The 26,691-nt window shown below is 47.5% G+C and carries 30 protein-coding genes and 2 other annotated features; of the genes, 24 read left to right on the forward strand and 6 right to left on the reverse strand.

From position 1 onward, the window contains the following. Nucleotide 1: 1 nt before the first annotated feature. From hemB to ysxE, 4 genes are all read left to right on the forward strand, one after another. Nucleotides 2–976, forward strand: a complete 975-nt coding sequence (gene hemB / locus QMZ64_RS03355) for a porphobilinogen synthase (protein WP_265626061.1) — start codon at nt 2–4, stop codon at nt 974–976. Between the two features lie 25 nt (nt 977–1,001). Next, a complete protein-coding gene (gene hemL / locus QMZ64_RS03360; RefSeq protein WP_265626063.1) occupies nt 1,002–2,297 on the forward strand; it encodes a glutamate-1-semialdehyde 2,1-aminomutase in 1,296 nt (431 codons plus the stop codon). Between the two features lie 149 nt (nt 2,298–2,446). Further along, nucleotides 2,447–3,958, forward strand: a complete 1,512-nt coding sequence (locus QMZ64_RS03365) for a LysM peptidoglycan-binding domain-containing protein (RefSeq protein WP_301441129.1) — start codon at nt 2,447–2,449, stop codon at nt 3,956–3,958. A gap of 27 nt (nt 3,959–3,985) precedes the next feature. After that, nucleotides 3,986–5,008, forward strand: coding sequence for a spore coat protein YsxE (ysxE, locus tag QMZ64_RS03370; RefSeq protein ID WP_145645218.1), 1,023 nt, complete (start codon nt 3,986–3,988; stop codon nt 5,006–5,008). Between the two features lie 18 nt (nt 5,009–5,026). On the opposite strand, the gene QMZ64_RS03375 is transcribed toward ysxE, so the two are convergent. Further along, nucleotides 5,027–5,218 carry a hypothetical protein gene (locus QMZ64_RS03375; RefSeq protein ID WP_020452457.1) on the reverse strand — a complete coding sequence of 64 codons (192 nt, stop codon included), beginning with the start codon at nt 5,216–5,218 and terminating at the stop codon, nt 5,027–5,029. A gap of 167 nt (nt 5,219–5,385) precedes the next feature. Continuing rightward, nucleotides 5,386–5,617: a binding site (T-box leader), on the forward strand. A 60-nt stretch (nt 5,618–5,677) separates the two neighbouring features. On the opposite strand from QMZ64_RS03375, the gene QMZ64_RS03380 reads away from it, so the two are divergent. The 4 genes from QMZ64_RS03380 to QMZ64_RS03395 all read left to right on the forward strand — a co-directional run bounded on the left by QMZ64_RS03380 (nt 5,678) and on the right by QMZ64_RS03395 (nt 11,842). Beyond that, the gene (locus tag QMZ64_RS03380; RefSeq protein ID WP_265626066.1) at nt 5,678–8,320 is read left to right on the forward strand and encodes a valine--tRNA ligase; all 2,643 of its coding nucleotides are present in this window, start codon (nt 5,678–5,680) and stop codon (nt 8,318–8,320) included. Nucleotides 8,321–8,402: 82 nt separating this feature from the next. After that, entirely contained in the window at nt 8,403–9,701 is a 1,299-nt protein-coding gene (locus tag QMZ64_RS03385) for a bifunctional folylpolyglutamate synthase/dihydrofolate synthase (RefSeq protein ID WP_301441130.1), read from the forward strand. Nucleotides 9,702–9,853: 152 nt separating this feature from the next. Further along, a complete protein-coding gene (locus QMZ64_RS03390) occupies nt 9,854–10,603 on the forward strand; it encodes a prepilin peptidase (RefSeq protein WP_265626070.1) in 750 nt (249 codons plus the stop codon). Nucleotides 10,604–10,807: 204 nt separating this feature from the next. Further along, entirely contained in the window at nt 10,808–11,842 is a 1,035-nt protein-coding gene (locus QMZ64_RS03395) for an SPOR domain-containing protein (protein WP_265626072.1), read from the forward strand. Between the two features lie 58 nt (nt 11,843–11,900). Here the strand turns inward: QMZ64_RS03395 and QMZ64_RS03400 are convergent, their stop codons facing one another. Then, on the reverse strand, nt 11,901–12,080 hold the full coding sequence (locus QMZ64_RS03400) for an IS3 family transposase (RefSeq protein WP_130627134.1): 180 nt from the start codon (nt 12,078–12,080) through the stop codon (nt 11,901–11,903). Nucleotides 12,081–12,282: 202 nt separating this feature from the next. Here QMZ64_RS03400 and QMZ64_RS03405 point away from each other — a divergent pair, with 202 nt between their 5' ends. The 7 genes from QMZ64_RS03405 to minD all read left to right on the forward strand — a co-directional run bounded on the left by QMZ64_RS03405 (nt 12,283) and on the right by minD (nt 17,679). Then, a complete protein-coding gene (locus tag QMZ64_RS03405) occupies nt 12,283–12,855 on the forward strand; it encodes a Maf family protein (protein WP_265626074.1) in 573 nt (190 codons plus the stop codon). A 54-nt stretch (nt 12,856–12,909) separates the two neighbouring features. After that, nucleotides 12,910–13,584 (forward strand): RadC family protein, encoded by a 675-nt coding sequence (gene radC / locus QMZ64_RS03410; protein WP_020452451.1) that lies wholly within the window; start codon nt 12,910–12,912, stop codon nt 13,582–13,584. An 87-nt stretch (nt 13,585–13,671) separates the two neighbouring features. Further along, nucleotides 13,672–14,682 (forward strand): rod shape-determining protein, encoded by a 1,011-nt coding sequence (locus QMZ64_RS03415; RefSeq protein ID WP_003184042.1) that lies wholly within the window; start codon nt 13,672–13,674, stop codon nt 14,680–14,682. A gap of 30 nt (nt 14,683–14,712) precedes the next feature. Next, nucleotides 14,713–15,621: a rod shape-determining protein MreC gene (mreC, locus tag QMZ64_RS03420; protein WP_017474373.1), complete on the forward strand. Its 909-nt coding sequence runs from the start codon at nt 14,713–14,715 to the stop codon at nt 15,619–15,621. Beyond that, nucleotides 15,618–16,136, forward strand: coding sequence for a rod shape-determining protein MreD (mreD, locus tag QMZ64_RS03425; protein WP_020452449.1), 519 nt, complete (start codon nt 15,618–15,620; stop codon nt 16,134–16,136). Before mreC ends, mreD begins: the two co-directional genes overlap by 4 nt. 53 nt (nt 16,137–16,189) lie before the next feature. Continuing rightward, nucleotides 16,190–16,870 (forward strand): septum site-determining protein MinC, encoded by a 681-nt coding sequence (gene minC / locus QMZ64_RS03430; RefSeq protein ID WP_023855422.1) that lies wholly within the window; start codon nt 16,190–16,192, stop codon nt 16,868–16,870. Nucleotides 16,871–16,872: 2 nt separating this feature from the next. Then, entirely contained in the window at nt 16,873–17,679 is an 807-nt protein-coding gene (gene minD, locus QMZ64_RS03435; RefSeq protein ID WP_020452447.1) for a septum site-determining protein MinD, read from the forward strand. Nucleotides 17,680–17,725: 46 nt separating this feature from the next. On the opposite strand, the gene QMZ64_RS03440 is transcribed toward minD, so the two are convergent. Further along, a complete protein-coding gene (locus tag QMZ64_RS03440) occupies nt 17,726–18,049 on the reverse strand; it encodes an ArsR/SmtB family transcription factor (protein WP_265626076.1) in 324 nt (107 codons plus the stop codon). After that, on the reverse strand, nt 18,049–18,477 hold the full coding sequence (locus QMZ64_RS03445; RefSeq protein ID WP_025811043.1) for an SRPBCC family protein: 429 nt from the start codon (nt 18,475–18,477) through the stop codon (nt 18,049–18,051). The genes QMZ64_RS03440 and QMZ64_RS03445 overlap by 1 nt, the downstream gene beginning before the upstream one ends. Nucleotides 18,478–18,622: 145 nt before the next feature. Here QMZ64_RS03445 and QMZ64_RS03450 point away from each other — a divergent pair, with 145 nt between their 5' ends. The 9 genes from QMZ64_RS03450 to pheA all read left to right on the forward strand — a co-directional run bounded on the left by QMZ64_RS03450 (nt 18,623) and on the right by pheA (nt 24,952). After that, complete coding sequence (locus QMZ64_RS03450; RefSeq protein WP_265626077.1) at nt 18,623–19,414, forward strand: peptidoglycan DD-metalloendopeptidase family protein; 792 nt, start codon at nt 18,623–18,625, stop codon at nt 19,412–19,414. After that, a complete protein-coding gene (locus QMZ64_RS03455) occupies nt 19,407–20,273 on the forward strand; it encodes a M50 family metallopeptidase (RefSeq protein ID WP_265626078.1) in 867 nt (288 codons plus the stop codon). Before QMZ64_RS03450 ends, QMZ64_RS03455 begins: the two co-directional genes overlap by 8 nt. Before the next feature lie 75 nt (nt 20,274–20,348). Next, nucleotides 20,349–20,423: a sequence feature (ribosomal protein L21 leader region), on the forward strand. Nucleotides 20,424–20,435: 12 nt separating this feature from the next. Then, a complete protein-coding gene (gene rplU / locus QMZ64_RS03460; RefSeq protein WP_003184027.1) occupies nt 20,436–20,744 on the forward strand; it encodes a 50S ribosomal protein L21 in 309 nt (102 codons plus the stop codon). 12 nt (nt 20,745–20,756) lie between these two features. Further along, on the forward strand, nt 20,757–21,098 hold the full coding sequence (locus tag QMZ64_RS03465) for a ribosomal-processing cysteine protease Prp (RefSeq protein WP_035338334.1): 342 nt from the start codon (nt 20,757–20,759) through the stop codon (nt 21,096–21,098). A 12-nt stretch (nt 21,099–21,110) separates the two neighbouring features. Next, complete coding sequence (gene rpmA, locus QMZ64_RS03470) at nt 21,111–21,392, forward strand: 50S ribosomal protein L27 (protein WP_003184023.1); 282 nt, start codon at nt 21,111–21,113, stop codon at nt 21,390–21,392. Nucleotides 21,393–21,618: 226 nt separating this feature from the next. After that, nucleotides 21,619–22,197, forward strand: coding sequence for a sporulation initiation phosphotransferase B (locus QMZ64_RS03475; RefSeq protein WP_165427704.1), 579 nt, complete (start codon nt 21,619–21,621; stop codon nt 22,195–22,197). A 32-nt stretch (nt 22,198–22,229) separates the two neighbouring features. Then, entirely contained in the window at nt 22,230–23,516 is a 1,287-nt protein-coding gene (gene obgE, locus QMZ64_RS03480; RefSeq protein ID WP_020452440.1) for a GTPase ObgE, read from the forward strand. 113 nt (nt 23,517–23,629) lie between these two features. Continuing rightward, a complete protein-coding gene (locus QMZ64_RS03485; protein ID WP_023855415.1) occupies nt 23,630–24,073 on the forward strand; it encodes an ACT domain-containing protein in 444 nt (147 codons plus the stop codon). A 27-nt stretch (nt 24,074–24,100) separates the two neighbouring features. Further along, nucleotides 24,101–24,952 carry a prephenate dehydratase gene (gene pheA, locus QMZ64_RS03490; protein ID WP_265627915.1) on the forward strand — a complete coding sequence of 284 codons (852 nt, stop codon included), beginning with the start codon at nt 24,101–24,103 and terminating at the stop codon, nt 24,950–24,952. Nucleotides 24,953–24,993: 41 nt separating this feature from the next. Here the strand turns inward: pheA and QMZ64_RS03495 are convergent, their stop codons facing one another. Both QMZ64_RS03495 and QMZ64_RS03500 read right to left on the reverse strand, forming a co-directional pair. After that, on the reverse strand, nt 24,994–25,536 hold the full coding sequence (locus QMZ64_RS03495) for a transcription repressor NadR (RefSeq protein WP_265626079.1): 543 nt from the start codon (nt 25,534–25,536) through the stop codon (nt 24,994–24,996). Beyond that, complete coding sequence (locus QMZ64_RS03500) at nt 25,505–26,683, reverse strand: IscS subfamily cysteine desulfurase (RefSeq protein WP_265626080.1); 1,179 nt, start codon at nt 26,681–26,683, stop codon at nt 25,505–25,507. The genes QMZ64_RS03495 and QMZ64_RS03500 overlap by 32 nt, the downstream gene beginning before the upstream one ends. Nucleotides 26,684–26,691: the final 8 nt, after the last annotated feature.

Here is a 26,691-nt window from a genome sequence, read left to right on the forward strand (position 1 = left end):
AATGGAAGCATCATTTCAAAGACACCGCCGCCTGCGGACGACAGCAGGTATGCGGAAATTGGTAAGAGAAACCGAGTTAAGAGCATCTGACTTCATTTATCCGATATTTGTTACCGAGGAAGAGAACGTCAAAAGCGAAGTTCCGTCCATGCCGGGCGTATACCAGCTGTCTTTGGACCGGCTGAAAGAGGAAATGGAGGAAGTCGCAAGCCTCGGCATTCAATCTGTGATCGTCTTCGGCGTGCCTGAACATAAAGATGATGTGGGAAGCGGAGCCTATCACAACCACGGCATCGTTCAAAAAGCGATTGCACAAATCAAACAAGACTTTCCTGAGCTTGTCGTTATCGCAGATACGTGCCTATGCGAGTATACGGACCACGGTCACTGCGGCCTTGTGGAAAACGGTGAAATATTAAATGACGAATCGCTCGTTCTTTTGGCAAAAACCGCTGTCAGCCAAGCCCGTGCAGGCGCTGACATTATTGCGCCGTCAAACATGATGGACGGTTTCGTTGCCGCCATCAGGGAGGCGCTTGATCAGGAAGGATTTACAAATGTGCCGATCATGTCGTACGCTGTAAAATATGCGAGCGCGTTTTACGGCCCGTTCCGCGATGCCGCGGGAAGCAGTCCGCAGTTCGGCGACCGCAAGACGTACCAAATGGATTATGCCAACCGCAGGGAGGCTCTCCGGGAGGCAAAATCCGATGTGGAAGAAGGCGCCGATTTCCTGATCGTCAAGCCGACGCTTTCATATCTTGATATCGTCAGAGAAGTGAAAAACGAATTTAACCTGCCTGTTGTCGGATACAATGTAAGCGGGGAGTATGCAATGGTCAAAGCCGCGGCCCAAAACGGCTGGATTGAAGAAAAAGCTCTTGTTCTCGAAATGCTGACAAGCATGAAGCGGGCGGGCGCCGATTTGATCATTACGTACTTTGCAAAAGATGCGGCAAAATGGATTTCGGAATAAGAATTTGAACTGGGGGTTTTAGAGGATGCGGAGCTATGAGAAGTCTAAAGCGGCATTCGAAGAGGCGCAACGCGTCATGCCTGGCGGGGTGAACAGTCCGGTCAGAGCCTTTAAATCAGTGAACATGGACCCGATTTTTATGGAGCGGGGAAAAGGATCAAAAATCTATGATATTGACGGAAACGAATACATCGATTATGTCTTGTCATGGGGACCGCTTATTTTAGGACACAGCAATGAAAAAGTGGTGAAAGAAATTCAAAAGACGGCAGAACACGGAACAAGCTTCGGTGCACCGACACAACTGGAAACCGAACTTGCCGAGCTTGTCATCGACCGCGTTCCTTCCATAGAAATCGTTCGGATGGTGAGCTCCGGTACGGAGGCGACGATGAGCGCCTTGCGGCTGGCACGCGGATACACAGACCGTAACAAAATCGTGAAATTTGAAGGCTGCTACCATGGACACGGTGATTCCCTGCTGATTAAAGCGGGCTCTGGAGTAGCGACGCTTGGCCTCCCTGACAGTCCCGGAGTTCCGGAAAGCATTGCAAAAAACACGATTACCGTTCCTTACAATGATCTGGAAAGCATGAAGCTTGTCTTTCAGGAATTCGGAGAGGACATTGCCGGCGTTATCGTTGAACCTGTCGCGGGCAATATGGGTGTCGTACCTCCGGTTAAAGGGTTCCTCGAAGGGCTTCGCGAGCTGACTGAGACGCATGGCGCTCTGCTGATTTTTGATGAAGTAATGACAGGCTTCAGGGTGGGTTACAACTGTGCGCAAGGCTATTTCGGAGTGACGCCTGATTTGACTTGCCTCGGAAAAGTGATCGGCGGCGGTCTTCCTGTCGGCGCTTATGGAGGTAAGGCGGAAATCATGGAGAAAATTGCGCCGAGCGGTCCGATCTATCAGGCCGGCACGCTGTCCGGCAACCCGCTTGCCATGACAGCCGGACTTGAAACATTGAAACAGCTGACTCCTGAATCCTACCAGGAGTTCTCCCGCAAAGCAGACCGTTTGGAAAAAGGAATTTCTGAAGCTGCAGAGAAAAATGGCATTCCGTGTACATTTAACCGGGCGGGGTCTATGATCGGCTTTTTCTTCACAAATGAACCGGTCATCAATTATGATACAGCGAAACAGTCTGACCTCGGATTGTTTGCCGAATATTATAAAGGGATGGCCGATGAAGGCGTGTTTCTCCCGCCTTCACAGTTTGAAGGACTGTTCTTGTCAACCGCTCATACGGATGACGACATTGAGCATACGATTCAAGCTGCTGAACGCGTATTCGAAAGAATCAGCCGCTCCAGATAAAGAAAAGGGCTGCCGGACATTGCCGGCGGCTCTTTTTTTGCATGGTGCCGGTAACGGCTTATGATTTTTCTGTTCATATTCTGCCTGCTTTTCACATACATCTTTACTGACATCTAATTTTAAAAATTAGGTGAAGGGAGGATATCAGTTTGCCGCAAAACAATCGTTTGCAATTTTCTGTAGAAGAGTCAATCTGTTTTCAAAAAGGACAGGAAGTATCCGAATTATTATCGATTTCATTGGATCCTGACATTACTGTTCAGGAAGTAAATGATTATGTATCCATACGAGGGTCATTAGAGCTGACAGGCGAATACAACATAGATCAAACCCGGGAGTATGCAGAGCTGCCTGTGACAAGCCGATTTGTGGAAGATGTAAAGCTGAAAGGGGACGGCAGCGCAGAGCTGACGCATTGTTTCCCAGTGGATATCACCATCCCGAAAGACAAGGTCAATCATTTAAACGACGTATTTGTTTTTATTGACGCTTTCGATTATCAGCTGACAGATGCGAGGATGCTGACGATTCAAGCTGATTTGGCGATTGAAGGCCTCTTGAATGTAAGCGGTGAAGCGGGTGAAAAAGAACCGCGTACTATGCCTGCGGCCGTCCAGCCGGAAGAGGAGCTCGAGCCTGCCTTCAGATCACCTTCAGACGACGAAGAGCAGGGTAAAGAGGAAGAATTTTTGATTCAGCTTGACAGATCTTATGAAGAGCAGGACGAAGAACAGCCGTATGAAGAAGCAGAAGAAACTGATACCGATGAGGAAGCGGTTCCGATTTACCAGTCGTTTCTCGGAGACGATACAGAGGAAACAAAGCCGTTTTTTACAGCGTCTTTGTCTGCGGCAGAGCGTGCAAAGCGCGAAATGGAAAATCAAAAAGATGCCGCTCTTGAACATCCGGAAGAAGAATATGAGCTAAATAGGGAGAAAGCAGAAGCAATGCCGGAAGAATACGAGCTGAAAAAGGGGAAAGCGGAAGCAAACCCGGATGAATATGAGCTAAATAGGGAGAAAGTAGGAGCAAAGCCGGGAGAATATGAGCTGAAAGAGGGGAAAGCGGAAGCAAAGCCGGAAGAATACGAGCTGAAAAGGGAGAAAGTAGAAACAAAGCCGGAAGAATACGAGTTGAAAAGGGAAGAAGCGGAAGAAGAGCCGGAGCCTCTCCAAAGGGCTTATCAACCTCATGATGAACCGAAAGAAACCCCGTTCTACGGTGTTCCGCCTCTTTTGGAAGAAGACCAGAATGACAGGGAGCCCGAGACGTTTGAAGTTGAAGTGACACAGGAAGCAGAAGCGATTGATGAAGAAGAGGGAGCCGGACATACCATTGAAATCCCGGAATATTCGTTTCATGAGCAGACGGAGCCCGAAGAAGAAAGAGATGAGATGCCGGCATCAGACGAACAGGAAGTGTCAGCGAAGGAGAACGACAATGCTCTCTATTTGACAAAGCTGTTTACAAAACAGGGAGAGGAGGAGTTTACTCGAATGAGGATGTGCATCGTTCAGCAAAACGATACCATTGATCTTCTGTGCGAGCGCTATGATATTAACGTCCAGCAGCTCATCCGGATGAATTCCCTTTCCCTTGACGAGGAATTAAAAGAGGGACAGATCCTTTATATACCGGATTATCAAAACAGCCATGCCTAATGCATTGATAAAAATGTGGTGAAGCCGATGGAAGGCATCCAATCTGTTTTAAATGAGTACGGTCTTACGCCTGAATATATGGAATCGGTCAGTCCAAAGGTATGGAAAGTGTATACGGATCACGGTGTGTTCGCCCTGAAAAAATTGGCGGCTTCAAGAAACGCCCGCTTCACAGAACAGATGATCATGCTGGAGGAAAAAGGCTATAGGCAGTTCGTTCCCGTCTATCGAAACCGCACGGGCGAATTTTTAACGCAAGCCGGAGAAGATGTCTGTTATCTCATGCCTTGGCTTACCCTTGAAAGAGAGGAAGAGCGTGATCAAAAACACGAATATATGTTTAAAGAAATCGCTCTTCTTCACCAGCGGACGGAAAAAGAGCTCGGTGTGAGGCGGGAAGAAATACTCGGGCACTATGAACGGACAAAACGGAAGTGGGAACAGCAAAAACAGAAATATGAAGAATTCATCTCAAGAGCGGAAAACGAATGGTATATGTCCCCGTTCCAGCTTCAGGCAGCCATGTATTTCAAAGAGACGATATCAGCTGCAGACTTTGCGCTTGCCCGCCTTGAAGAGTGGTATGAGACCATGAAAGACAAAGAGTCTTCCAGAATGGTTTTAAACCACGGGCAGCTGTCCGTCCGGCATTTTCTCTATAACGATACCGGAACGGGTTACTTTACGAACTTTGAGAAAGCGGGACACGGGCCCCCTGCGAACGATCTCATTGTATTTTTTACAAGAATGTTTAAGACGAACCCCGTTATGTGCACGGAATGTGTAAACTGGTTTTATACGTATCACAATGTCTATCCTTTGCGGGAGGAAGAAATCAGCTTATTCCTCAGCTATATGGCTTACCCCGGGCCTGTATTCGGCGTGCTGAACCGCTACGACCTTGAGAAGGGGCCTGGAGAAAAAGAAGCCTGTACAACGCTTTTGAAGGCGTACTGGCAAATGAAAAACGCCGAACCGCTTGTGATGAGCATTCACGAGACGGAAGAAAACAGAAAACTGCAGGAAGAAACAGAGTCCCCATCATCATGATGCGGACTTTTTTCGTGCCTATATCCAGTCAAGGTGAAAGGCGCATGCAAGGAATATGAGAATGCCCAAAAGGAGGACATCAAATGTGGTAGGAAAGATGATCGTGCGTATGCCCTGGAAGATCGTGATCGGGAGGACGACTTGAACAGCAACAAGCCTGACTTGCTTCAGCCACGGCTGGAATGAATGTGTGTTGAATTTTTTTCGCATCTTATGCCTCCTCTCCTTATCGTTACAGCATCATATGAGGAAAAGGAGCTTGTGTGCATGGCCCAGTATCGTATAAAACAAGAGAAAAACGGAAAAGATGATTGACGAAAATGAAAAAGATTTAGTAATATAAGAAAAAGAAAAAGTACGTGCTGAAAAGACAATGATCACCCGCTTTGAATGGGAAGAGTACAAAAACAGACGCTTGCAGAGAGGGAAGCCGGTTCGCTGAAAGGCTCCCAGTCAGTCTTTTTTGGAAGGTCGCCCAGGAGCGCAATTTCTCGAACGAAAAAGTAGAGAAATTCGGGAAAGTCCCGTTATCCCATTTAAGTGCGTGAATGCGTTTTTCGCATTCATGAAAAAAGGTGGTACCGCGAGAGAGTTCTCTTCGTCCTTTTAACAGGATCGAGAGGGCTCTTTTTTATTGTTCAGCCGTTTAATACTGTTGGAGGTTTGAAAATGGATAATCAAGAACTGACGATGCCGACAAAATACGATCCGTCTGCAATTGAAAAAGACAGATACGACTATTGGGTGAACGGCAAATTTTTCGAAGCGAAAAACGACCCTGAAAAAGAACCGTACACCGTTGTTATTCCCCCGCCGAATGTGACGGGTAAGCTGCACTTGGGTCATGCTTGGGATTCCACCTTGCAGGATATCGTGACAAGAATGAAACGGATGCAGGGCTATGACGTGCTCTGGCTGCCGGGTATGGATCACGCCGGTATTGCAACTCAGGCAAAAGTAGAAGCGAAGCTTCGCGAAGAAGGAAAAACGCGCTATGATCTCGGTCGCGAAAAATTCCTTGAAGAAACATGGAAATGGAAAGAGGAATATGCCGATTTTATTCGTAGCCAATGGGCGAAAATCGGCCTCGGCCTCGACTATTCAAGGGAGCGGTTCACCCTTGATGAAGGGCTTTCTAAAGCGGTGCGCGAAGTATTTGTAAAGCTATATGAAAAAGGGCTGATTTACCGCGGGGAATATATCATTAACTGGGACCCGGCCACTAAAACGGCTCTGTCTGACATCGAAGTCATCTATAAAGACGTACAAGGTGCGTTCTATCATATGCGCTATCCGCTGAAAGACGGTTCAGGCTCAATTGAAATTGCGACGACACGTCCGGAAACGATGCTCGGCGATACAGCGGTTGCGGTACATCCGGAAGACGAGCGGTACAAACACCTAATCGGAAAAACGGTCATTCTGCCGATCACGGGAAGAGAAATTCCGATTGTCGGAGACGACTACGTCGATATGGAATTCGGCTCAGGTGCCGTCAAAATTACGCCTGCTCATGATCCGAACGACTTTGAAATCGGAAACCGCCACAACCTTGAACGAATTCTCGTTATGAATGAAGACGGCACGATGAATGACAAGGCGCTTCAATATAAAGGCATGGACCGTTTTGAATGCCGCAAGCAGATCGTGAAAGATCTTCAGGAAGAGGGTGTGCTGTTCAAGATTGAAGAACATACGCATTCGGTCGGTCACAGCGAACGCAGCGGAGCAGTCGTTGAGCCATATTTGTCAACGCAGTGGTTCGTGCAAATGCAGCCGCTTGCCGATGCCGCCATCGAATTGCAAAAAAGCGAAGGAAAAGTCAACTTCGTCCCTGACCGTTTTGAAAAAACGTATCTGCACTGGATGGAAAATATCCGCGACTGGTGCATTTCCCGCCAGCTTTGGTGGGGCCACCGGATTCCAGCGTGGTACCATAAAGAGACGGGGGAAATCTATGTGGGCGCTGAAGCGCCGGAAGATGCCGAAAACTGGGAGCAGGACAAAGACGTTCTTGACACATGGTTCAGTTCCGCTCTTTGGCCGTTTTCAACGATGGGCTGGCCGGATATCGATGAGGAAGATTTCAAGCGTTACTATCCGACGAACGTCCTTGTCACAGGATACGATATCATTTTCTTCTGGGTATCCAGAATGATCTTCCAAGGTATCGAATTCACTGGAGAACGTCCGTTTAAAGATGTTTTGATCCACGGGCTCATCCGCGACGACCAAGGCCGCAAAATGAGCAAATCGCTCGGAAACGGCGTTGATCCGATGGATGTGATCGATAAGTACGGAGCGGATTCGCTGCGCTACTTCCTTGCGACGGGAAGCTCTCCGGGGCAGGATTTACGCTTCAGCTTTGAAAAAGTGGAGTCAACATGGAATTTTGCGAACAAGATTTGGAACGCATCAAGATTCGCCTTGATGAACATGGACGGCATGACATACGAAGAGCTTGATCTGTCAGGAGAAAAATCAGTTGCAGATAAGTGGATTTTAACAAGGTTGAATGAAACGATTGAAACTGTGACACAGCTGGCTGACAAGTACGAATTCGGCGAGGTTGGCCGCCATCTCTACAATTTTATCTGGGATGATTTCTGCGACTGGTACATCGAAATGGCTAAACTTCCGCTTTACGGTGAAGATGAAGCGGCGAAAAAGACGACCCGCTCCATTTTAGCGTATGTGCTGGATCAAACGATGCGCCTGTTGCATCCGTTTATGCCTTTCCTGACGGAGGAGATCTGGCAGCATCTTCCTCACGAAGGGGAATCCATTACAGTCGCCAAGTGGCCTGAAGCTGTTAAAGAATATACGGACACCGAAGCAGCGGCGGATATGAAGCTTCTCGTTGAAGTCATCCGCGCTGTACGGAACATCCGCAGCGAAGTCAACACGCCGCTCAGCAAGCAGATTGAGCTATATATTAAAACAAGCACACCGGAAATCGCCGAACGACTTGAAGAAAACCGTTCGTACGTGGAACGCTTTACGAATCCGAGCCTTCTTCAAATCGGAACTGATATTCAAGCGGTCGATAAAGCGATGACCGCTGTCGTATCCGGCGCCGAGCTGATTTTGCCGCTCGAAGGTCTGATTAACATTGAGGAAGAAATCAACCGCCTGCAAAAAGAACTCGATAAGCTGACGAAGGAAGTTGAACGGGTTCAGAAGAAATTAGGCAACGAAGGATTTATGAAAAAAGCGCCTGCACATGTCATTGAAGAAGAGCGGGCGAAAGAAGCCGATTATGCGGCGAAACGTGAAGCTGTAGAAAAAAGAATCGCCGAATTGAAAAATTAATCACACGAAAAAAGGAGGTGTTTTCCAGGTCTTTCTAAAGGTGCTGGAAAACACCTTCATCAATTGAAGGGAAGGAATGCGCTTGTTCAAAACGTTTGATGAAGCACTCAGCTGGATTAACGGAAGGCTTAAATTCGGCGTGAAGCCGGGTTTGGAACGAATGGAATGGCTGCTGAGAAAGCTCGGACACCCCGAGAAAAAGCTCCATGCGATTCATGTCGCCGGAACAAACGGAAAAGGTTCCACGATCGCTTTTCTCCGTACGGTATTAAATGAAGCCGGTTATACAGCAGGCACCTTCACATCACCGTATATCATTACCTTTAACGAACGGATCAGCGTTGACGGCGCACCGATCTCAGACGACGAATGGACGGCGCTCTTTAATGAGGTCGGGCCTCTCGTCCTTGAGCTTGAAGAAACCGAATTCGGAGCCGCCACCGAATTTGAAATTATTACGGCATGCGCATTTTTATATTTTGCTAAATATCGGAGCACCGATTTTGTTATTTTTGAAACGGGATTAGGCGGCCGTTTGGATTCGACAAACGTCGTGAAGCCGATATTAACGGTCATCACTTCGATCGGTCATGATCATACGGCGATATTAGGCGGTACGCTGAAAGAGATTGCCGCAGAAAAGGCGGGGATCTTCAAACACGGCGTTCCTGTTATCACAGCCGTTCATCAGCGTGAAGCAGCTGAAGTGATAAAGCGAAAGGCGATGGAGACAGAATCTGCTGTTATATCCCTTCATGAGGATTGCGAGCTGCACGGAGAGTGTTCACTGCCCGATGGAGAGCAATTTTCACTGAAAACACCGTTACATCGTTATGAAAGAATTGAAACAAGCCTGATCGGCACCCATCAGCGGCAAAACGCGTCTTTGGCCATACTTGCGGCCGAATGGCTGACAGCCGAAAAACATGCGGCCATCGGCGAAGAAGAGCTGAAACGCGGCATTCATAAGGCGGGATGGCCCGGCCGGTTTGAGAAGGTATTGAACAGGCCTCTCGTTTATATCGACGGCGCTCATAACAAAGAAGGGGTAGAGCGGCTGGCCGAGACGATCACGTCCCACTTCGGCGGGCGGAATATTCACGTATGCTTCAGCGCTCTCAAAGATAAGCCGTACAGAGACATGATCCGCAAAATCGAGTCGTTTGCGTCATCGATTCACTTCACATCTTTTGATTTTCCGAGAGCGGAATCCGCTCATAAGCTGTTTGAGCAAAGTACCGCTGATCATAAAACATGTGATGAAGACATCGGCTCTGTTTTTCGCTATATCGAAGAACAAGCTGAAGATGAAAAAGCGGTGGTCGTTGTTACCGGGTCGCTTTACTTTATTTCCGCCGTCAGGGCAGCTTTAACTGAATAAAAAACATAAAAATGCGCTTTTGGCCATCGGCTGACGGCGCATTTTTATGTTTTATGAAAAGCGGAGGCGCTTCGTATTTGCTAAAATAACAGCCTCAGGAAGCCGCTCTTTCTCATGAAGCGGTTAAATTTGTTTGTGCGAGGCTGATCGTGATGTTCATCTTTTACCTTTTTACGGCGGGTTTAGTGCTCGGTTCCTTTTTTAGTTCGGCCGGGCGCCGCATTCCTGAAAAGATATCTTTGATTGCTCCGCGTTCCCTCTGCCGGGCTTGCAAAAGAAAGCTGGGCCTCTCGGAGCTGATACCTGTTTTGTCCTATTTGATGCAGCGGGGGAGGTGTAAGGGGTGTCAAACCCCGATATCGATCGTGTATCCGGCAGTTGAGCTCTCCGCCGCCATCCTGTTTGCGTTTGCCGGCATGCACGTTGGGCACCAGGGGGAGCTGGTGATTGTGCTTGCTCTTATTTCCCTGCTTTTGATCGTCTTTGTATCTGATGTGACACATATGGTCATTCCGGATGCTGTTCTTTGTTTTTTCCTGATTGTCTTTGCTGTCGGACGGTTTCTTGTTCCCCTCGAGCCGTGGCACTCCGGTTTGAGCGGTGCGTTTGCCGGCGGCATGCTTCCGCTCTTGACGCTGCTTTTGACGAAGGGAGGGATCGGCTGGGGGGACGTAAAGCTGTTTGCGGTGCTCGGCATGGCGCTCGGCAGCCGCCTCCTCATTCTCGCTTTTTTCCTTTCGGCAGCCGCGGGAACAGTGCTTGGTCTTTTTGCGCTGCTGGCAGGCAAGCTAAAGAAAAATGAACCTATGCCGTTTGCTCCCGCGATTCTGATCGGGACGCTGATAAGCTGTTTTTATGGCAATCCAATGATCGAGTGGTACCTTCAAATGGCACGGTGGTGAAAAATTTGACGAAACCTTTTTGGGCAAGACGACAAAAGTCTTGTTCTTTTTTTTTGAGGCTGTGATAAAGTGTGGACAATAAGAGGGACAGCCTTTGGGAGAACTCCTCCTTCCTTCTGGCTTCCCTCTGCCGATCGTATAGAGAGCGGCCAATCTGCCGCCTAATCTCAATATAAAACAATAAACGGAAAGCGAGGGAAGCACATGAAAAAACGGAAAAGCAAGAAAAACTCAGCTAAAAAAGCGCCGCAGGAAGACCCGCTTAAAGTGATGATCAATGGCAGAGAAGAGACCATCTACGGAAATGAAAAAGAGTTTTCCAACAGAAATGAAGAAAAGAAGTTCACCTTTTCAAACTGGGAAGAAAAGAGAAAGGCAGAACGGGAAATATCGGCTTCAAAAGAGGACGGCAAACCTGAAACAGATGAATTTACATGGACGCCTCCAGACGAAGAAGAAACCGTGTACAAAGACGATCCCAAAGTGGTGGCGCCTTATCAAAAGAAAAATGAGGCCAAAAACAACCGAAAAGCGAAAACGTCCCTTACGTATCCTTTGAAGCGCTTTGCTGCAACCATTATCTTTGCTGTGTTGCTCGGCACGGGACTCGGGCTGTTCGCGCTGAATCTCGCAACCCATAAGGAAGGAGTGCCCGCATCCGGCAGCCTGGGTGCGGATGCGGAAAACGGACAGACGGTTAAAGCCGGTGACTCAGGTGCAGAAGAGAAAAAGAGCGGAGAAAAAAATAGCGGACAAGCGGGAGAATCTTTTAAAAGCTTTGCCGTTCAGGCCGGCAAGTTTTCATCTAAAGAAGGAGCGGAGACGCTGGCCTCTCAAATCGCAGACAAGGGGTATGCCGCCGTTTCGATTGCCAAGGACGACGGATTTTATGTGATCGCCGGAATAACGGGGGAAAAACAAATGACATCTGAAATTGGCAAAATATTAATCGAAAACGATTTTGAAGCGTGGGGCGGAAAAGAGCTTCCGGTTGCACTCGAGCCCGGTTTGCTGGAGCCTTTTAAAGAGGCGGCTGAACTGTCGGCAAAAGCGATTCTCGGCGCGGAGGTTACATCTCAAAACATAGCTGATGTCAAAGCTAAACTTGACGGCGCCAAATCAAAAGGAGAATCTGACGAGGTAAAAAAGAGCATACTGGAAGCCGTCAACCTGCTGGAGAAACCGACCGCAGCCAACGGCTGGAAAAGCCAGCAGCTATTGCTGAGCCAAATAAAATAAAAAAACGGCAGAGTGAACGGCCCCCTGTCAAGTAGACAGGGGAAATAACGAAAACACACTAGACGGCTTTAGCCCTGTATTCCGCCGGGCTGAGGCCGTTTAGTTTTTCTTGCAGACGATCGTGATTTAAAACGTGAACACCATACTTGCCCGCAATCTCTTTCACCGAAGCACTTCCCTGATCACATTCTGACAGAATGTTCAGTTTTTCTTCTATCGTGTACCATTTCCCAGCCATAAAAAACTTCCCCAAAGTAAACAGATTTTTTTTTCATCTGTCTACTTTTAGGGGAGCATATCAGATGCGCTGGTTTTTTTATTTTCACGATTTTTGTCATTAAAAAGTTACTTTTCTGAAATTGTGGCGGCGGCGTTCTTTTGGTAGGATAAAACAGGTATCTTTTTTTCCTATGCAAAAACCTTTGAAAGGATGTCTTCTTATGACCCGACAGCTCATATTGGCTTCACAATCACCCCGCAGAAAGGAACTCCTCGATCTCCTGCAGATTCCGTACAGCATCGTTACGAGCAACGCGGAAGAAAAATTAATTCGAAACTTTTCACCAGCAGAAAACGTCAAATGGTTGGCGGAACAAAAAGTGCGTGCAGTAGCCGAACAATATCCTGATGCCGTCGTCCTTGGCGCCGATACTATAGTTCTTTATGACGAGGCTTATTTGGGCAAGCCCAAAGATGCTGAAGATGCAAAAAGGATGCTGAGCATGCTTTCGGGACAGACCCATTCAGTGCTCACCGGCGTCTGCATTAAGGACGGCGAGAGATGCGAAACATTTTTTGAAGAAACCGAAGTCTCTTTTTGGCCTCTTGAAGAAAAGGAAATCAGCGCTTACATCGCTACGGGAGAGCCGTTTGATAAAGCCGGTTCATACGGAATACAAGGAAAAGGCGCGCTTTTTGTCAAACAGATAAAGGGTGACTATTATACAGTTGTGGGTCTTCCGATTTCCAAAACGATGAGAATGCTGAAAACGTTTGATCTACACTCCTTTTGATGAACCGAACGAGAAGGGAATCAAAAGGGAGGGTTTATCATAAACGATCTGCCATTGAAATTAAAGGATTTTCCTGATGAAGAAAGGCCGCGGGAGCGCCTTCTCAACACAGGCGCCGAAAGTTTGTCAAACCATGAACTGCTCGCGATACTGCTCAGGACCGGGACGAAAAAAGAATCGGTTCTTCAGCTTTCAAGCCGGCTGCTTCAAACGTTTGACGGCCTCCGTTTGTTAAAAGAAGCATCCGCTGAGGAGCTTTCAAGCATTTCCGGGATCGGCCGCGCCAAAGCCGTGCAGATTTTGGCGGCGCTCGAACTTGGCCGGCGCATTCACAGCCTTGCCTGCAAAGACCGTTATGTGATCCGTTTTCCCGAAGATGCGGCCAATTTTTTAATGGGGGATATGCGCTTTCTGTCTCAGGAGCACTTCGTATGCCTGTATCTGAACACGAAAAACCAGGTGATCCACAAGCGCACAATTTTTATAGGAAGCTTGAACTCTTCAATCGTTCATCCGAGGGAAGTGTTTAAGGAAGCGTTAAAGCGCTCCGCAGCCTCATTCATCTGCGTCCACAATCATCCGTCCGGAGATCCGGCTCCAAGCCGCGAAGATATAGAAGTTACACAGCGCCTTCACGAGTCCGGACAGCTGCTTGGAATTGAATTGCTCGATCATATCATCATCGGTGATCAAAAATTTGTGAGCTTAAAAGAAAAAGGATATTTGTAACACTTTTTTTTTCATTAAATTAAGCTATAATAGAATTTATGGGTTTTTGCTTAGGAATATTGTTTTAAGAAAGGAAGATACATACAAATGTTTGGAATTGGTGCGAGAGACCTTGGAATAGATTTAGGAACGGCGAATACGCTTGTTTTTGTGAAAGGTAAAGGAATTGTCGTCAGGGAGCCTTCCGTCGTTGCGCTGCAAACAGATACAAAGCAGATCGTTGCAGTCGGAAACGATGCGAAAAACATGATCGGACGTACGCCCGGCAATGTCGTCGCCCTCCGCCCGATGAAAGATGGCGTAATCGCTGATTATGAAACAACAGCGACAATGATGAAACATTATATTAGCAAAGCTGTTAAAAACAAAGGCTTATTTGCGAGAAAGCCGTATGTCATGGTTTGTGTCCCGTCGGGAATTACGGCGGTTGAGCAGCGTGCGGTTATCGACGCCACGCGCCAGGCCGGGGCGAGAGATGCATATCCGATTGAAGAACCGTTTGCAGCGGCGATCGGAGCCAATCTTCCTGTTTGGGAACCGACTGGAAGCATGGTGGTCGACATCGGCGGCGGAACGACCGAAGTCGCGATTATTTCCCTCGGCGGCATCGTCACATCCCAGTCTATCCGCGTTGCCGGTGATGAAATGGATGAAGCAATCATTACTTATATTAGAAAAACATATAACTTGATGATCGGTGACCGTACTGCGGAAGCGATCAAACTTGAAATCGGTTCTGCCGAAGCTTCTGAAAACGGAGAAAGCATGGAAATCCGCGGCCGCGATCTTTTAACAGGTCTGCCGAAAACGATTGAAATCACTGAAAAAGAAATTACAGCGGCGCTTCGCGACACTGTGACTGCAATTGTCGATGCCGTAAAAAATACGCTTGAAAAAACTCCGCCTGAACTCGCGGCTGATATTATGGACCGCGGAATCGTCCTCACGGGAGGCGGTGCGCTGCTGCGCCACTTGGACAAAGTCATCAGCGAAGAAACGAAAATGCCGGTTTTAATTGCGGAAGACCCTCTTGACTGTGTAGCGATCGGAACAGGTAAAGCGCTCGAGCAAATTCATCTATTTAAAGGCAAAAATTAAGGACACAGGGAATAGAAGAGGTGTATAATCATGCCGCAGTTTTTTACGAATAAACGGTTGATGCTTTTACTCCTTTGTATCATCATTTTAGTGGCAATGATTGGATTTTCGTTAAAGAATGACCGGAATGCAACTTGGCCCGAAAAATTTATTGGCGATACAACTGGTGTATTCCAGACGATTTTTCATACGCCCGCTCAATTTTTTGCGGGCTTCTTTGAAAATATCGAAGACTTAAAAAATACGTACAGCGAAAATGAGCGCCTGCGGAAAAAGCTCGACGGCCAGACGCAATACGAGGCAAAGCTGCAAGAGCTTGAAAATGAAAATAAGTCTTTAAGAAAAGAGCTCGGCCATTTGAAATCTATTAAAGACTACACGCCGATTCTGGCGACCGTTATCGCCAGAAATCCCGATAAGTATGAGTGGTGGAACCTGATCACGATTAACAAAGGTTCTAAGCACGGCGTCGAAAAGGATATGGCGGTCACAGATGAAAACGGCAACTTGATCGGAAAAATCAAAAGCACAAAAGTGAACAATTTCACTTCCACCGTCCAGCTTTTAAGCGCAACAGACAGAAACAACAGAATTTCTACGGTTATCGCTGCAAATAAAGGCAAGAAAACGGTCAACGGAATCATCAACGGCTACGACTCCGAGAAAAAGGCGCTGTCAATGGAAATCATTGAGCCTGATGAAGACAGGGAAGTGAAAAAAGGAGACCTCGTCGAAACTTCCGGCGCGGGCGGCGTTTTTCCGAAAGGCCTGACGATCGGAAAAGTGACAGAGGTTGAACCCGATTCCTACGGCTTGACGAAAATCGCTTATGTAGAGCCGGCGGCCGATATGTATAACCTTGATAACGTCATCGTCGTCGACAGAACGCTTGATACGGTGGATGTCGACAAGATGGACGATGAGGAGGAAGGTTCGTGAAACGCTTCCTTCTTCCCGTCGTTATGATGTTTGTTTTAGTATCTGACAGCGTCTATGCGGATTTTGTCAACCTGCCTTTTGTGACGGAAGAACAGCAGCTCATCCCGCGTTTTCTGCTGCTTGTCTTAGTTTTTATGACGGCTTATGTCAATCAGCCTTTTGCCATTACATATGGATTTATTTTCGGATTGTTATATGATATTAATTACACCGACCTTTTAGGTGTATATATGTTCGGTTTTGCCGGTATTTGCTATTTATCGTCAAAAGCATTCAAAGTATTGCAGACAAACGCGCTGGTCGTCATTTTTATTTCGCTGCTCGCCGTCTGTGTTCTTGAATTCTACCAATATGGCGTGCAGATGCTGATACGTCCGGAAATCATGCCGTTCCATCAATTTGTGCTCGGCAGGCTCCTGCCTACGCTTGGGCTGAACGCTGTTGGCGGCCTTTTGCTCATTTACCCGTTCAAGTGGTTTTTTACCAGTCTTAAGAAAGAGCTGAGGAATGAGTAAAAGAGGATTTTATGAGCCGATGTCGAAAAGAGTATGATGTTGAGGTGAACACCGTGAAGACCCAAAAGCAGCAATACGTAACAATTAAAGGAACGAAAAATGGATTGACGCTTCATCTTGATGACACATGCTCTTTTGAAGAATTATTGTACGGTCTTCAGGATATGCTGTCACTCGAACATTATATGGATGGAAAAGGCCAGAAAATCAGTGTGCTCGTTAAGCTCGGCCACCGTTATGTGACAGAGGAGCAAGAACAGATCCTGACCGATGTGATCACAGAGAAACAAAATCTGTTCATCCACTCCATTGAAAGTGAAGTCATGACCAAAGATGAAGCAAACCGTTTAAAAGCGGAAAGCGAAATTATTTCTGTCGCTAAAATTGTCCGTTCAGGGCAAGTCCTCGAAACGGAGGGTGATTTGCTTCTGATTGGGGATGTGAATCCGGGAGGAATGGTGAAGGCCGGAGGGAATATTTTCATCCTCGGCTCATTAAGAGGGATTGCCCACGCCGGTTTTAATGGAAATAAACGAGCTGTTATTGCGGCTTCGGATATGAGACCGACTCAATTGCGTATCAATCATGTGCTCAATCGCTCCCCAGACCACATCCAAGAAGGGAACGACATGGAATGTGCTTATTTAGATGAAAATGAGAATATGGTCATTGACCGCCTTCAGCAATTAGCTCATTTAAGACCTAGTTTAACAAGGCTTGAGGGAGGAATGTAAAATTGGGTGAAGCTATCGTAATAACCTCGGGGAAAGGCGGAGTAGGCAAAACGACGACATCCGCAAATCTTGGCACCGCCTTGGCCATTTTGGGAAAACGGGTATGTCTCGTTGACACGGATATCGGCCTGCGCAATCTTGATGTTGTCATGGGCCTTGAAAATAGAATCATATATGACTTGGTAGATGTCGTTGAGGAGCGATGCAAAATCCATCAGGCGCTTGTGAAAGACAAACGCTTCGATGATTTGCTTTATTTGCTCCCGGCCGCTCAGACAAGCGATAAGTCGGCTGTTCTTCCCGAGCAGATGGTCAAGCTTGTACAGCAGCTCAAACAAGACTTCGACTACATTGTCATCGACTGCCCTGCAGGGATTGAGCAAGGTTATAAAAATGCGGTCTCGGGTGCTGACAAAGCGATTGTCGTGACGACACCGGAAATCTCCGCTGTTCGTGACGCCGACCGGATTATCGGCCTGCTTGAAAAAGAAGAAAATATTGAGCCGCCGAGACTTGTCGTCAACCGGATCCGCAACCACTTAATGAAAAACGGCGATACGCTGGATGTTGATGAAGTCATTCAGCACTTGTCGATCGAACTGATCGGTATTGTTGCGGATGATGACGAAGTGATTAAAGCTTCCAATAACGGGGAGCCTGTCGTCATGGATCCGAACAATAAAGCTTCAATCGCATACCGGAACATCGCCCGCCGCGTGCTGGGCGAATCTGTGCCTTTACAGTCGTTTGAAGAAGAAAATAAAGGCGTTTTCGCAAAGATTAAATCATTTTTCGGCGTACGCGCTTAACTGCAAAAAAAGCAATCTCCAAAGCGAGATTGCTTTTTTCGCAGTTTCATTGATCGTTTTCGACTTTGTGCTTTAACAAGGAAAGCTTATTGTCCCAATATATGTCGAAGTAGGCGAGCCATTGCTGCAGCTCGGCGAGAGGTTCGGGATGAAGCCTGTACAGTTTTTCTCTGCCCGCTTTTCTCCCGCTGACAAGCCCGGCTTCTGATAAAATTCTCAGATGCTTTGAAACAGCCGTTCGGCTCATTGGGAAATGAGTGCTGATATCTGTTACAGGCAATTCCCTGCCGGCGAGGAGCTTCAGCATCTTTCGCCGTGAGGGATCGGAAACGGCTTGGAACACATCATGTTTTACGGCCGAGGATGTCACTAGCCTTCAACTGCCTGACGCAGCTTTTGATTGACGATCGCTTCCCAGCCGCCATTCATCCGATTGCGGACATCCGCTTGTTTTTCTCCCGCTTTTGCAACCGTTTCTTCCGGCGCGCCCCATCCTGAATGAATCAGGGTAAATTCGGTTTTTTCTGCAGACAGCTCTTTCAATTCAAATGTGACGATCCAGCCAGACGTATCCCAGCTGAAAGCGAGTCGATGCGGCGCTTCAAGCTCAATCACTTTGCAAGGAGAGGGGCCGAACGGAGACTGCAAGGTGAATTCACAGCCGATCTCCGGACGGAAATCATTTGGCATAAACCAGGCGGCGATGCCTTCACTGGTGGCGACGGCCTCCCACACTTTTTCTATCGATGCGTGAAAAACAGCCTGTTTATGTATATCAGGCACTTGTTGATTGCTCATAATAGACCTCCTAGAAAAAAGTAAAACCAAAAGGTTTCCTATCTATTATATGAAACCTTTTAGTTTTATGTCAATATACCGTCATAAACGCCTGGGACAAGACATATCATTGAACAAATGAACCTGAATGTAAAGGATGAGGGTTATGAGTCATAGAGCAGATGAGATTCGAAAAAGAATGGCCAGGAAAAGAAAGCGGAAGGCGCCGGATAAACAGCCCTTTTCGTCAGGCGGCAAAAAGCTGCCGGTCAAGTCGCCTGCATGGACAGCCTTTTCGGAAGATGAAAAGGCCGGAGACTTCCCTCCGCCTGAGGGAAGCTCCCTGCTGATAAATGGGAAGCACCCTCTTGTCAAAGCGGATGCGCTCATCATGAAATGTCTTCTGTCGGCATGTCTTGTCCTTATGTCCGCTATTGCCTACAAAGGCCAGTTTGAACCCGCAAACCAAATCAAACCGGTCATCAGCCAGGTGTTTACTGAAGAGTTCCAATTTGCGGCTCTCCAGAATTGGTATGAATCCAAGTTTGGCGATCCCCTCGCATTCTTTCAACCGAAAGGCGACAAACCATCCGGTCAGGTCGAGGTGAATCAAGATCTCGCTGTTCCTGCCATGGGAAAGGTTCAGGAGAAATTCTCAGGCCAGGGCATTAAGGTAGAAACAGAAGACGAAACGATCCGCAGCATGAAGGAAGGTTATGTCATTGAAGTGGACAAAAATCCGGAAACGGGCCTGACGGTGGTTTTGCAGCATGCGGACAACAGCTATACCTACTACGGCCAGCTGAAAAAAGCGGATGTCGCTTTATACGATTTTATAGATAAAGGAACGAAGCTCGGAACGATTAAGCAGGATAAAAATCAAAAAGGCGTCTATTACTTTGCGATCAAACAAGGAGAGGAATTTGTTGATCCGATACAGGTGATCACATTTGAATAAATGGACGGAGCTCTTCACCAAGCTTCACATTCACCCGCTGCTGTGGCTTGTCATGGCGATCGGTATCATGACAGGACATATTAAAGCGCTGTTTTGTTTAATGATCGTTATTTTGATCCACGAGCTTGGCCACGCTGCTGCTGCCGTTTATTTTTCATGGAGAATTAAAGGCATTTACCTGCTGCCTTTTGGGGGAACGCTTGAAGTCGATGAACATGGCAACAGACCGTTAAAGGAAGAGCTGGCCGTCATTGCCGCGGGGCCTGTTCAGCATATTTGGCTTCAATTTGCAGCCTGGCTTTTGGCGGTCAATTCGCTCGTCAGCCCTCATATATTTGAAACGTTTACCTTTTACAATCTGACCATCCTCTTGATTAATCTGTTTCCGGTTTGGCCGCTTGACGGCGGGAAGCTGATGTTTTTGCTGCTTTCAAAACACCTTCCGTATCAGAAAGCACAGCGGATGATGCTGGCTGTGTCGTGCTTTTGCTGTACTGTTTTAATCGCGGTGATTCTGTTGGTTTCCCCGTCACAGCTGAGCGCTTGGGTGCTCCTCGTATTTTTGGCTGCATCCCTTTACCAGGAATATCGCAATCGCCATTACGCCCATATCCGTTTTTTGCTTGAACGGTATTACGGAAAGGAGAGGGAAGTGCGACGCCTTGCCCCGATCACGGTGTGCGCCGAACAGCGGATTTATGAGGTCATGCTCCTGTTTAAAAGAGGCTGCAAACACCCGATCATTATTGAGAAGGACGGACAAAAACTGAGCCAGCTTGATGAAAACGAAATTCTCCACGCTTATTTTACAGACAAGCGCACGACTTCCTCAATGGAAGATCTGCTTTTGGTTTATTGACTATATCCATCCTTCTAAAAGACATTGACACTCGAGCTCTTTTCTGGTATATTTTTTAATGTTATGGATGTAGCACCCGTGCTACAACCGCTCAGCACAGGTGTTAAGTGCTTTCTTAGCCCCCTGTGACTGGCGAGTCTTAGTTTATTAGGAGGTGCAGAGATGTACGCAATTATTCAAACAGGCGGAAAACAAATCAAAGTTGAAGAAGGCCAGACTGTATACGTCGAAAAGCTTGCTGCTGAAGCCGGCGAAACAGTTACTTTTGACAACGTATTGTTTGTCGGCGGTGAAAATGTTAAAGTTGGCAGCCCTACGGTTGAAGGCGCTACGGTAACAGGCAAAGTTGAAAAACAAGGCCGCGCGAAAAAAATTACCGTATTTAAGTACAAGCCGAAGAAAAACCAACATAAAAAACAAGGTCATCGTCAACCTTACACTAAAGTTGTAATCGAAAAAATCAACGCTTAAGGCGTGTATGATATGATTCATGCAAAGGTTACCAGAGCCCGATCGAACAAAGATATCTTAGGCTTTGAAATGTCGGGACATGCGAATTTTGCTGAACATGGTCAGGATCTCGTTTGTGCAGGGGCATCGGCGGTCGCCTTTGGAGCTGTCAATGCCGTCATGAAGCTGACGGGCATTGAGCCGGTCATTGACCTCGGGGAAGACGGCGGATTTTTATCTTTCGGATTCCCGGACGGTACGGATCGGGAGGCTTTTGAAAAGGCGCAGCTCCTTCTCGAAGGCATGATCGTCTCCCTTGAAACGATCGAACGAGACTACAAAGGTTACTTAAAAGTAACGACGAACAGAATATAGGAGGTGAGCTACATGCTAAGATTAGATCTTCAGTTTTTTGCATCTAAAAAAGGAGTAGGTTCAACGAAGAACGGACGTGACTCTGAGGCGAAGCGCCTAGGTGCTAAACGTGCAGACGGTCAATTCGTATCTGGCGGTTCCATCCTTTATCGTCAGCGCGGAACAAAAATCTATCCAGGTGAAAACGTTGGGCGCGGCGGAGATGACACTCTATATGCAAAAGTCGACGGAACTGTTAAATTCGAACGTTTCGGGCGTAACCGCAAAAAAGTGAGCGTATATCCTGTAGCCTAACCTTTAAACGAAACTCCGGTCGTTCTGACCGGAGTTTTTTACATACAGCACCGTGACTTGTTTAAAAACACCTTCCCGCCCCCTGGACAAGGCCGGGGTTCCGCTCTGATTCTGCTTCTTTAAAGTATATAAACGTGTTTCATTTATACTGCCTTCTCTGTTATAATTCAAAGTACAAACTGGATCAGACTCCTAAAATAGAGAACAAACGATTGGGAGTGCAAAAATGGAAGAAACTTCGAAAAAACAAGAAAAGACGATGGACGATAAGGCTTTGACCCATGAGCTTATTCATCTGCTCAGCCACTCAAGGCACGACTGGATGAATAAACTGCAATTGATTAAAGGAAACTTAACATTAAAAAAGTATGACCGCGTATTTGAAATTATTGATGAAGTGGTCATCGAAGCTCAGCATGAATCAAAGCTTTCAAACCTTAAAATCCCGCGTGCGGCGTATGAGCTGCTTACATTTAACTGGATGGCCCATTCGCTGACGCTTGAATATGAGGTGATCGGTCAGGTCAGAGACTTGTCAGCTTATGAAGAGAAGCTCGTCGTTTTCGTCAGAAAGCTGTTTGGGACTTTTGAGGATGCCGTTTTGAAAGGCGGCGACAATCATCTGACGATCACGCTGCAGACGGACGGTCCGGACGACCGGCTCGTCATCTTTCTGGATTTCCACGGCGTATTCACAAAGCTGACCGGTATCAAAGACTTTCATCATTCACTGGCTGATTTTTATGAAATCAAGCGGCTTGATGTAACAGACTGTGAGTGCATCGCCGAAATTCATATCAAGTAAAGCGGTTTTTTAGGAATAGAACGGAGGACATTATGTTTGTTGATCAGGTAAAAATATACGTAAAAGGCGGAGACGGAGGCAACGGAATGGTTGCTTTCCGCCGCGAAAAATATGTGCCAAAAGGAGGCCCTGCCGGAGGTGACGGCGGAAAAGGCGGAGACGTCGTTTTCAAAGTTGACGAAGGCCTCAGCACGCTGATGGATTTTAGATATCAAAGACATTTTAAGGCGACGCGCGGAGAACACGGCATGTCTAAAAACCAGCACGGCCGAAATGCAGAAGACATGGTTGTAAAAGTCCCGCCCGGCACGGTTGTCATTGACGATGATACAAAGCAGGTCATCGCTGATCTAACGGAGCACGGACAGGAAGCCGTCATCGCAAAAGGAGGACGCGGCGGACGAGGCAATACCCGTTTCGCGACGCCTGCCAACCCGGCGCCGCAGCTTTCTGAAAACGGCGAACCCGGCAAAGAGCGCTATATCGTTCTCGAGCTGAAAGTTTTGGCCGATGTCGGTCTTGTCGGTTTCCCAAGCGTCGGAAAGTCAACGCTCCTGTCTGTCGTGTCTTCGGCCAAGCCGAAAATTGCCGATTACCACTTTACAACGCTGAACCCGAATCTCGGAATGGTCGAAACGGAAGACGGCCGCAGCTTTGTCATGGCAGATCTTCCGGGACTGATTGAGGGGGCGCACGAAGGGGTTGGCCTCGGACACCAATTCCTCAGACATATCGAAAGAACGCGCGTCATCGTGCACGTGATCGACATGTCGGGTCTTGAAGGGCGCGACCCGTATGAAGATTATGTGACCATCAATAAAGAGCTTGAACAGTATAATCTGAGGCTGACAGAACGTCCTCAAATTATTGTCGCCAATAAAATGGATATGCCGGATGCGGAAGAAAATCTGAAGGCATTCAAAGAAAAGCTTACAGATGATTATCCTGTTTTTCCAATCAGCGCGTTGACCAGACAGGGGTTGAGGGATCTGCTGTTTGAGATTGCCGACCGTTTGGAAACGACACCGGAATTCCCGCTCTACGACGAAGAAGACATGACTGAAAACAGAGTCATGTATAAGCTTGAGGATGAGGAAGCGCCGTTTGAGATCAGCCGTGATCCTGACGGCACCTTTGTGCTCAGCGGAGCCAAGCTTGAACGCTTATTTAAAATGACGGATTTTTCAAGAGACGAGTCTGTTAAGCGTTTCGCCAGACAGCTTCGCGGAATGGGCGTTGATGACGCGCTTCGGGCCCGCGGTGCAAAAGATGGAGATACAATCCGTCTTCTCGAATTTGAATTTGAATTTATCGACTGATCATACCGGAGAGTTTGCCAGGCAAGCTCTCCGACTTTTAGCTGAAAGGAACGCCTTTCCTTTCGCCGGATCAATGTAAAGGAATCAGGGTTTTTAAAAGGAGAGAAAAGTCTGTGAAAGAGGAGACCTTTTATCTTGTCAGGGAAGACGTGCTGCCGGAGGCAATGCGGAAAACACTTGAGGTCAAAAAGCTGATTGAGCGGAAAAAAGCGGAATCTGTAGCTGAAGCCGTCCAAAAGGTAGATTTGAGCCGAAGCGCTTTTTACAAGTACAGAGATGCGGTTTTTCCTTTTTATACGATGGTCAAGGAACAGATTATTACGCTTTTTTTTCATTTGGAGGACCGCTCGGGAACGCTGTCCCATCTGCTCCAAGTGGTGGCTGAATCGGGCTGCAACGTGCTGTCGATCCATCAGACCATCCCTCTTCAAGGAAGAGCGAATGTCACGCTGTCCGTCAGTACGAGAGGAATGGATGGAAATATCGATTTGCTGATGAACAAATTAAGAAAGCTGGAATTCGTAGAAAAGGTCGAAATACTAGGTTCGGGCGCTTAAAGGGAGAGAATAGTATATATCATGAGTATGAGAGTAGGTTATTTAGGTCCAGAAGCAACATTTACGCACCTTGCCGTCTGCTCCTGCTTTTCAGATGCAGACCAGCAAGCATTTAACACGATACCCGCATGTATGGATGCGGCGATGAACGGCGAGATTGATCTGGCTGTCGTCCCGCTTGAAAATGCGATTGAAGGATCGGTCAATCTGACAATAGACTACTTAATCCACGAACAGCCTCTTTATATTGTCGGAGAAATCACCGCTCCCATCCGTCAGCATTTACTTGTGCATCCTGCAAGAAAAGAGGCTTGGGAAGACATTCAGAAGGTTTATTCCCATTCCCATGCCATCGCGCAATGCCATAAATTTTTGCACAGCTGGTTCCGCTCCATTCCGTTTGAATATGCGACATCCACCGGAGCAGCTGCAAAATACGTGAGTGAACATCCGGACGAGAACATTGGCGTAATCGCCAATGAAATGGCAGCCGTTACGTATGGATTAGACATCGTCAAAAGAGATGTGCATGACTATGAATACAATCACACGAGATTTGTGATGCTTCATCCGGATCACGAGGCATCTCCGCCGGTCAATCCGCACTTGACGGGAAGGCCGAAAACGACTTTGCTGGTAACCCTTCCTTCGGACAAATCAGGGGCTCTCCATCAAGTGCTGTCGGCTTTCGCCTGGAGAAATTTGAATCTTTCTAAAATTGAATCGCGGCCGACAAAAACCGGTCTCGGCAATTATTTTTTCATTATTGATATTGAAATGGCACTGGACGACGTGCTGATTCCGGGTGCGATAGCTGAGCTTGAAGCTTTGGGCTGCAAGGTGAAAATGCTCGGAGCCTACAATGCGTATACATTATAAAGAAAGGTCCTTTGCGTAGATGACGGCAAAGGACCTTTTCTTTATTCGGGAATGAGGATGCCCGCTTTTTGCAGGGCGTCGCAAGCTTGTTCGATCTTCTCTTCGTCATCTGCCTCCAATGTGTGCAGATGGGTGCCGTTTGTCAGTTGAGACAGATAAGCGGCGTTTGTCGACGAGATTTTTTTGACGAAATCCGAGACTTCTTTTCTTGTGCTGACCCTGATCGAAGCTGTTAAGTCGCCGTAGACCGGATGTTCAATCGTTACATCTTTCACCGTTACGCCAAAGTCGACGATCAGATTCAGTTCTTCCTCCGTTTTTTCCGGCTCATGGTCACAGGCGATGATCCGCTGAACCGGCTTTTTTTTGCCGAGGGCTGACCGCAAATACACGTATCCTTGGCTTGTTGCGATGATCGGTTCGTTTTTTGCTTTTAATAAAGAAATGTCCTGTACGATGACCTGCCGTGAAACAGATGCTCTTTTCGCCAGTTCGCTTCCTGTCAGCGGAGCCTCAGACACCTTCAGCCAGGCCAGAAGCTGCTGGCGCCGCTCAGCTCCCGTAAGTTTTAATCCGTCTGTCAATCCGATGGTCTCCTTTCTCATGCATCATATCTTCAAAAACGTCCAACAGCTTATCAACATGTTCGCTTGTCGTATCGCATCCGAACGAAATTCGGACGAATTGAAGCGCGAGCTCCCTTGGGACTAAAAGGGCTTTCATCGTATTTGACGGCTCATGATAGCCCGCTGAACACGCGCTTCCGGTAGAAATGCAAATTCCTCTCCGATTACATTCCAGCATAGTATATTGTCCTTCAAAGGAATGAAAAAAACAACCTATAATATGCGGCAGAACATGCGAATTTGCCGAATCGGGCACAGCGAGGGAGACGGGAAGCTTCCGGCCTTTTGCCTTTTCCAGAAAACGGGTGCGCAGCTCCTGATGTTTGAAATACGCGGCATCCATACGCTTTATTGTCAACTCGGCAGCGGTAATGAAAGCGCCGATTCCAGGGACATTGACGGTGCCGCTCTTCAATCCGTTTTCATGCAAAGTGCCCGGGTAGACGGGTTTCCAGTTCACACCAGGCCGAATATAGACCGCTCCAACTCCTTTTGGTCCGTATACTTTATGGCTTGAAACAGATAAGGCATCAGCGCCGAGCTCATCAATGCCGACCGGAATTTTGGCAAAGGTCTGTACGCAGTCGCTGTGCAGGAGCACGTCCCGCTTATGCAAGTAAGCCGAAAGCTTTGCCAGGGGCTGGATGACGCCTGTTTCTGAGTTGGCATGCTGAATTGAGACGAGACCTGTATCAGGACGGAGGTGCCGTTCCAGTATCTCTGTTGTGATGATGCCTGAAGCGTTCGGTTTCATCAAGTCGACTTCAAACCCCAGTATCTCAAGATGCCGCTTCAAAATGTGGATTGACTGATGTTCCATTTCTGTCATTAAAAAACGCTGCTTTCCGGCGGGGAGTCCATTTAAGATGGAGTGAATCGCCAAAAAATTGGCTTCGGTGCCGCCGCTCGTAAAATAAACGCCTTCTTCTTCCCCGGATAAAAGTTCCGCCATTCTTTGGCGGCAGTAGCGCAGAATACTTTCGGCCTTCCCTCCCGCATCGTGCAGACTGCTCGAATTTCCATACACATCTGTGCTCAGTTTTTGAAACGCGTCCAAGGCTTCTTTTGCCGCCGGTGTCGTCGCAGCATAATCAAGATAAATCACGGCTCTCG

Source organism: Bacillus sp. LB7 (genome assembly GCF_030449715.1).
Taxonomy (GTDB): Bacteria; Bacillota; Bacilli; order Bacillales; family Bacillaceae; genus Bacillus; species Bacillus paralicheniformis.

Bases quoted from the DNA above. Each gene is read 5' to 3' on its own strand.
- QMZ64_RS03465 (WP_035338334.1), top strand. From the start codon at position 20,757: ATGATTCATGCAAAGGTTACCAGAGCCCGATCGAACAAAGATATCTTA.
- QMZ64_RS03450 (WP_265626077.1), top strand. From the start codon at position 18,623: ATGAGTCATAGAGCAGATGAGATTCGAAAAAGAATGGCCAGGAAAAGA.
- rplU (WP_003184027.1), top strand. From the start codon at position 20,436: ATGTACGCAATTATTCAAACAGGCGGAAAACAAATCAAAGTTGAAGAA.
- mreC (WP_017474373.1), top strand. From the start codon at position 14,713: ATGCCGCAGTTTTTTACGAATAAACGGTTGATGCTTTTACTCCTTTGT.
- hemB (WP_265626061.1), top strand. From the start codon at position 2: ATGGAAGCATCATTTCAAAGACACCGCCGCCTGCGGACGACAGCAGGT.
- rpmA (WP_003184023.1), top strand. From the start codon at position 21,111: ATGCTAAGATTAGATCTTCAGTTTTTTGCATCTAAAAAAGGAGTAGGT.
- QMZ64_RS03475 (WP_165427704.1), top strand. From the start codon at position 21,619: ATGGAAGAAACTTCGAAAAAACAAGAAAAGACGATGGACGATAAGGCT.
- QMZ64_RS03395 (WP_265626072.1), top strand. From the start codon at position 10,808: ATGAAAAAACGGAAAAGCAAGAAAAACTCAGCTAAAAAAGCGCCGCAG.
- hemL (WP_265626063.1), top strand. From the start codon at position 1,002: ATGCGGAGCTATGAGAAGTCTAAAGCGGCATTCGAAGAGGCGCAACGC.
- obgE (WP_020452440.1), top strand. From the start codon at position 22,230: ATGTTTGTTGATCAGGTAAAAATATACGTAAAAGGCGGAGACGGAGGC.
- QMZ64_RS03380 (WP_265626066.1), top strand. From the start codon at position 5,678: ATGGATAATCAAGAACTGACGATGCCGACAAAATACGATCCGTCTGCA.
- pheA (WP_265627915.1), top strand. From the start codon at position 24,101: ATGAGAGTAGGTTATTTAGGTCCAGAAGCAACATTTACGCACCTTGCC.
- QMZ64_RS03400 (WP_130627134.1), bottom strand. From the start codon at position 12,080: ATGGCTGGGAAATGGTACACGATAGAAGAAAAACTGAACATTCTGTCA.
- QMZ64_RS03415 (WP_003184042.1), top strand. From the start codon at position 13,672: ATGTTTGGAATTGGTGCGAGAGACCTTGGAATAGATTTAGGAACGGCG.
- QMZ64_RS03445 (WP_025811043.1), bottom strand. From the start codon at position 18,477: ATGAGCAATCAACAAGTGCCTGATATACATAAACAGGCTGTTTTTCAC.
- QMZ64_RS03375 (WP_020452457.1), bottom strand. From the start codon at position 5,218: ATGCGAAAAAAATTCAACACACATTCATTCCAGCCGTGGCTGAAGCAA.
- QMZ64_RS03405 (WP_265626074.1), top strand. From the start codon at position 12,283: ATGACCCGACAGCTCATATTGGCTTCACAATCACCCCGCAGAAAGGAA.
- ysxE (WP_145645218.1), top strand. From the start codon at position 3,986: ATGGAAGGCATCCAATCTGTTTTAAATGAGTACGGTCTTACGCCTGAA.
- QMZ64_RS03390 (WP_265626070.1), top strand. From the start codon at position 9,854: ATGTTCATCTTTTACCTTTTTACGGCGGGTTTAGTGCTCGGTTCCTTT.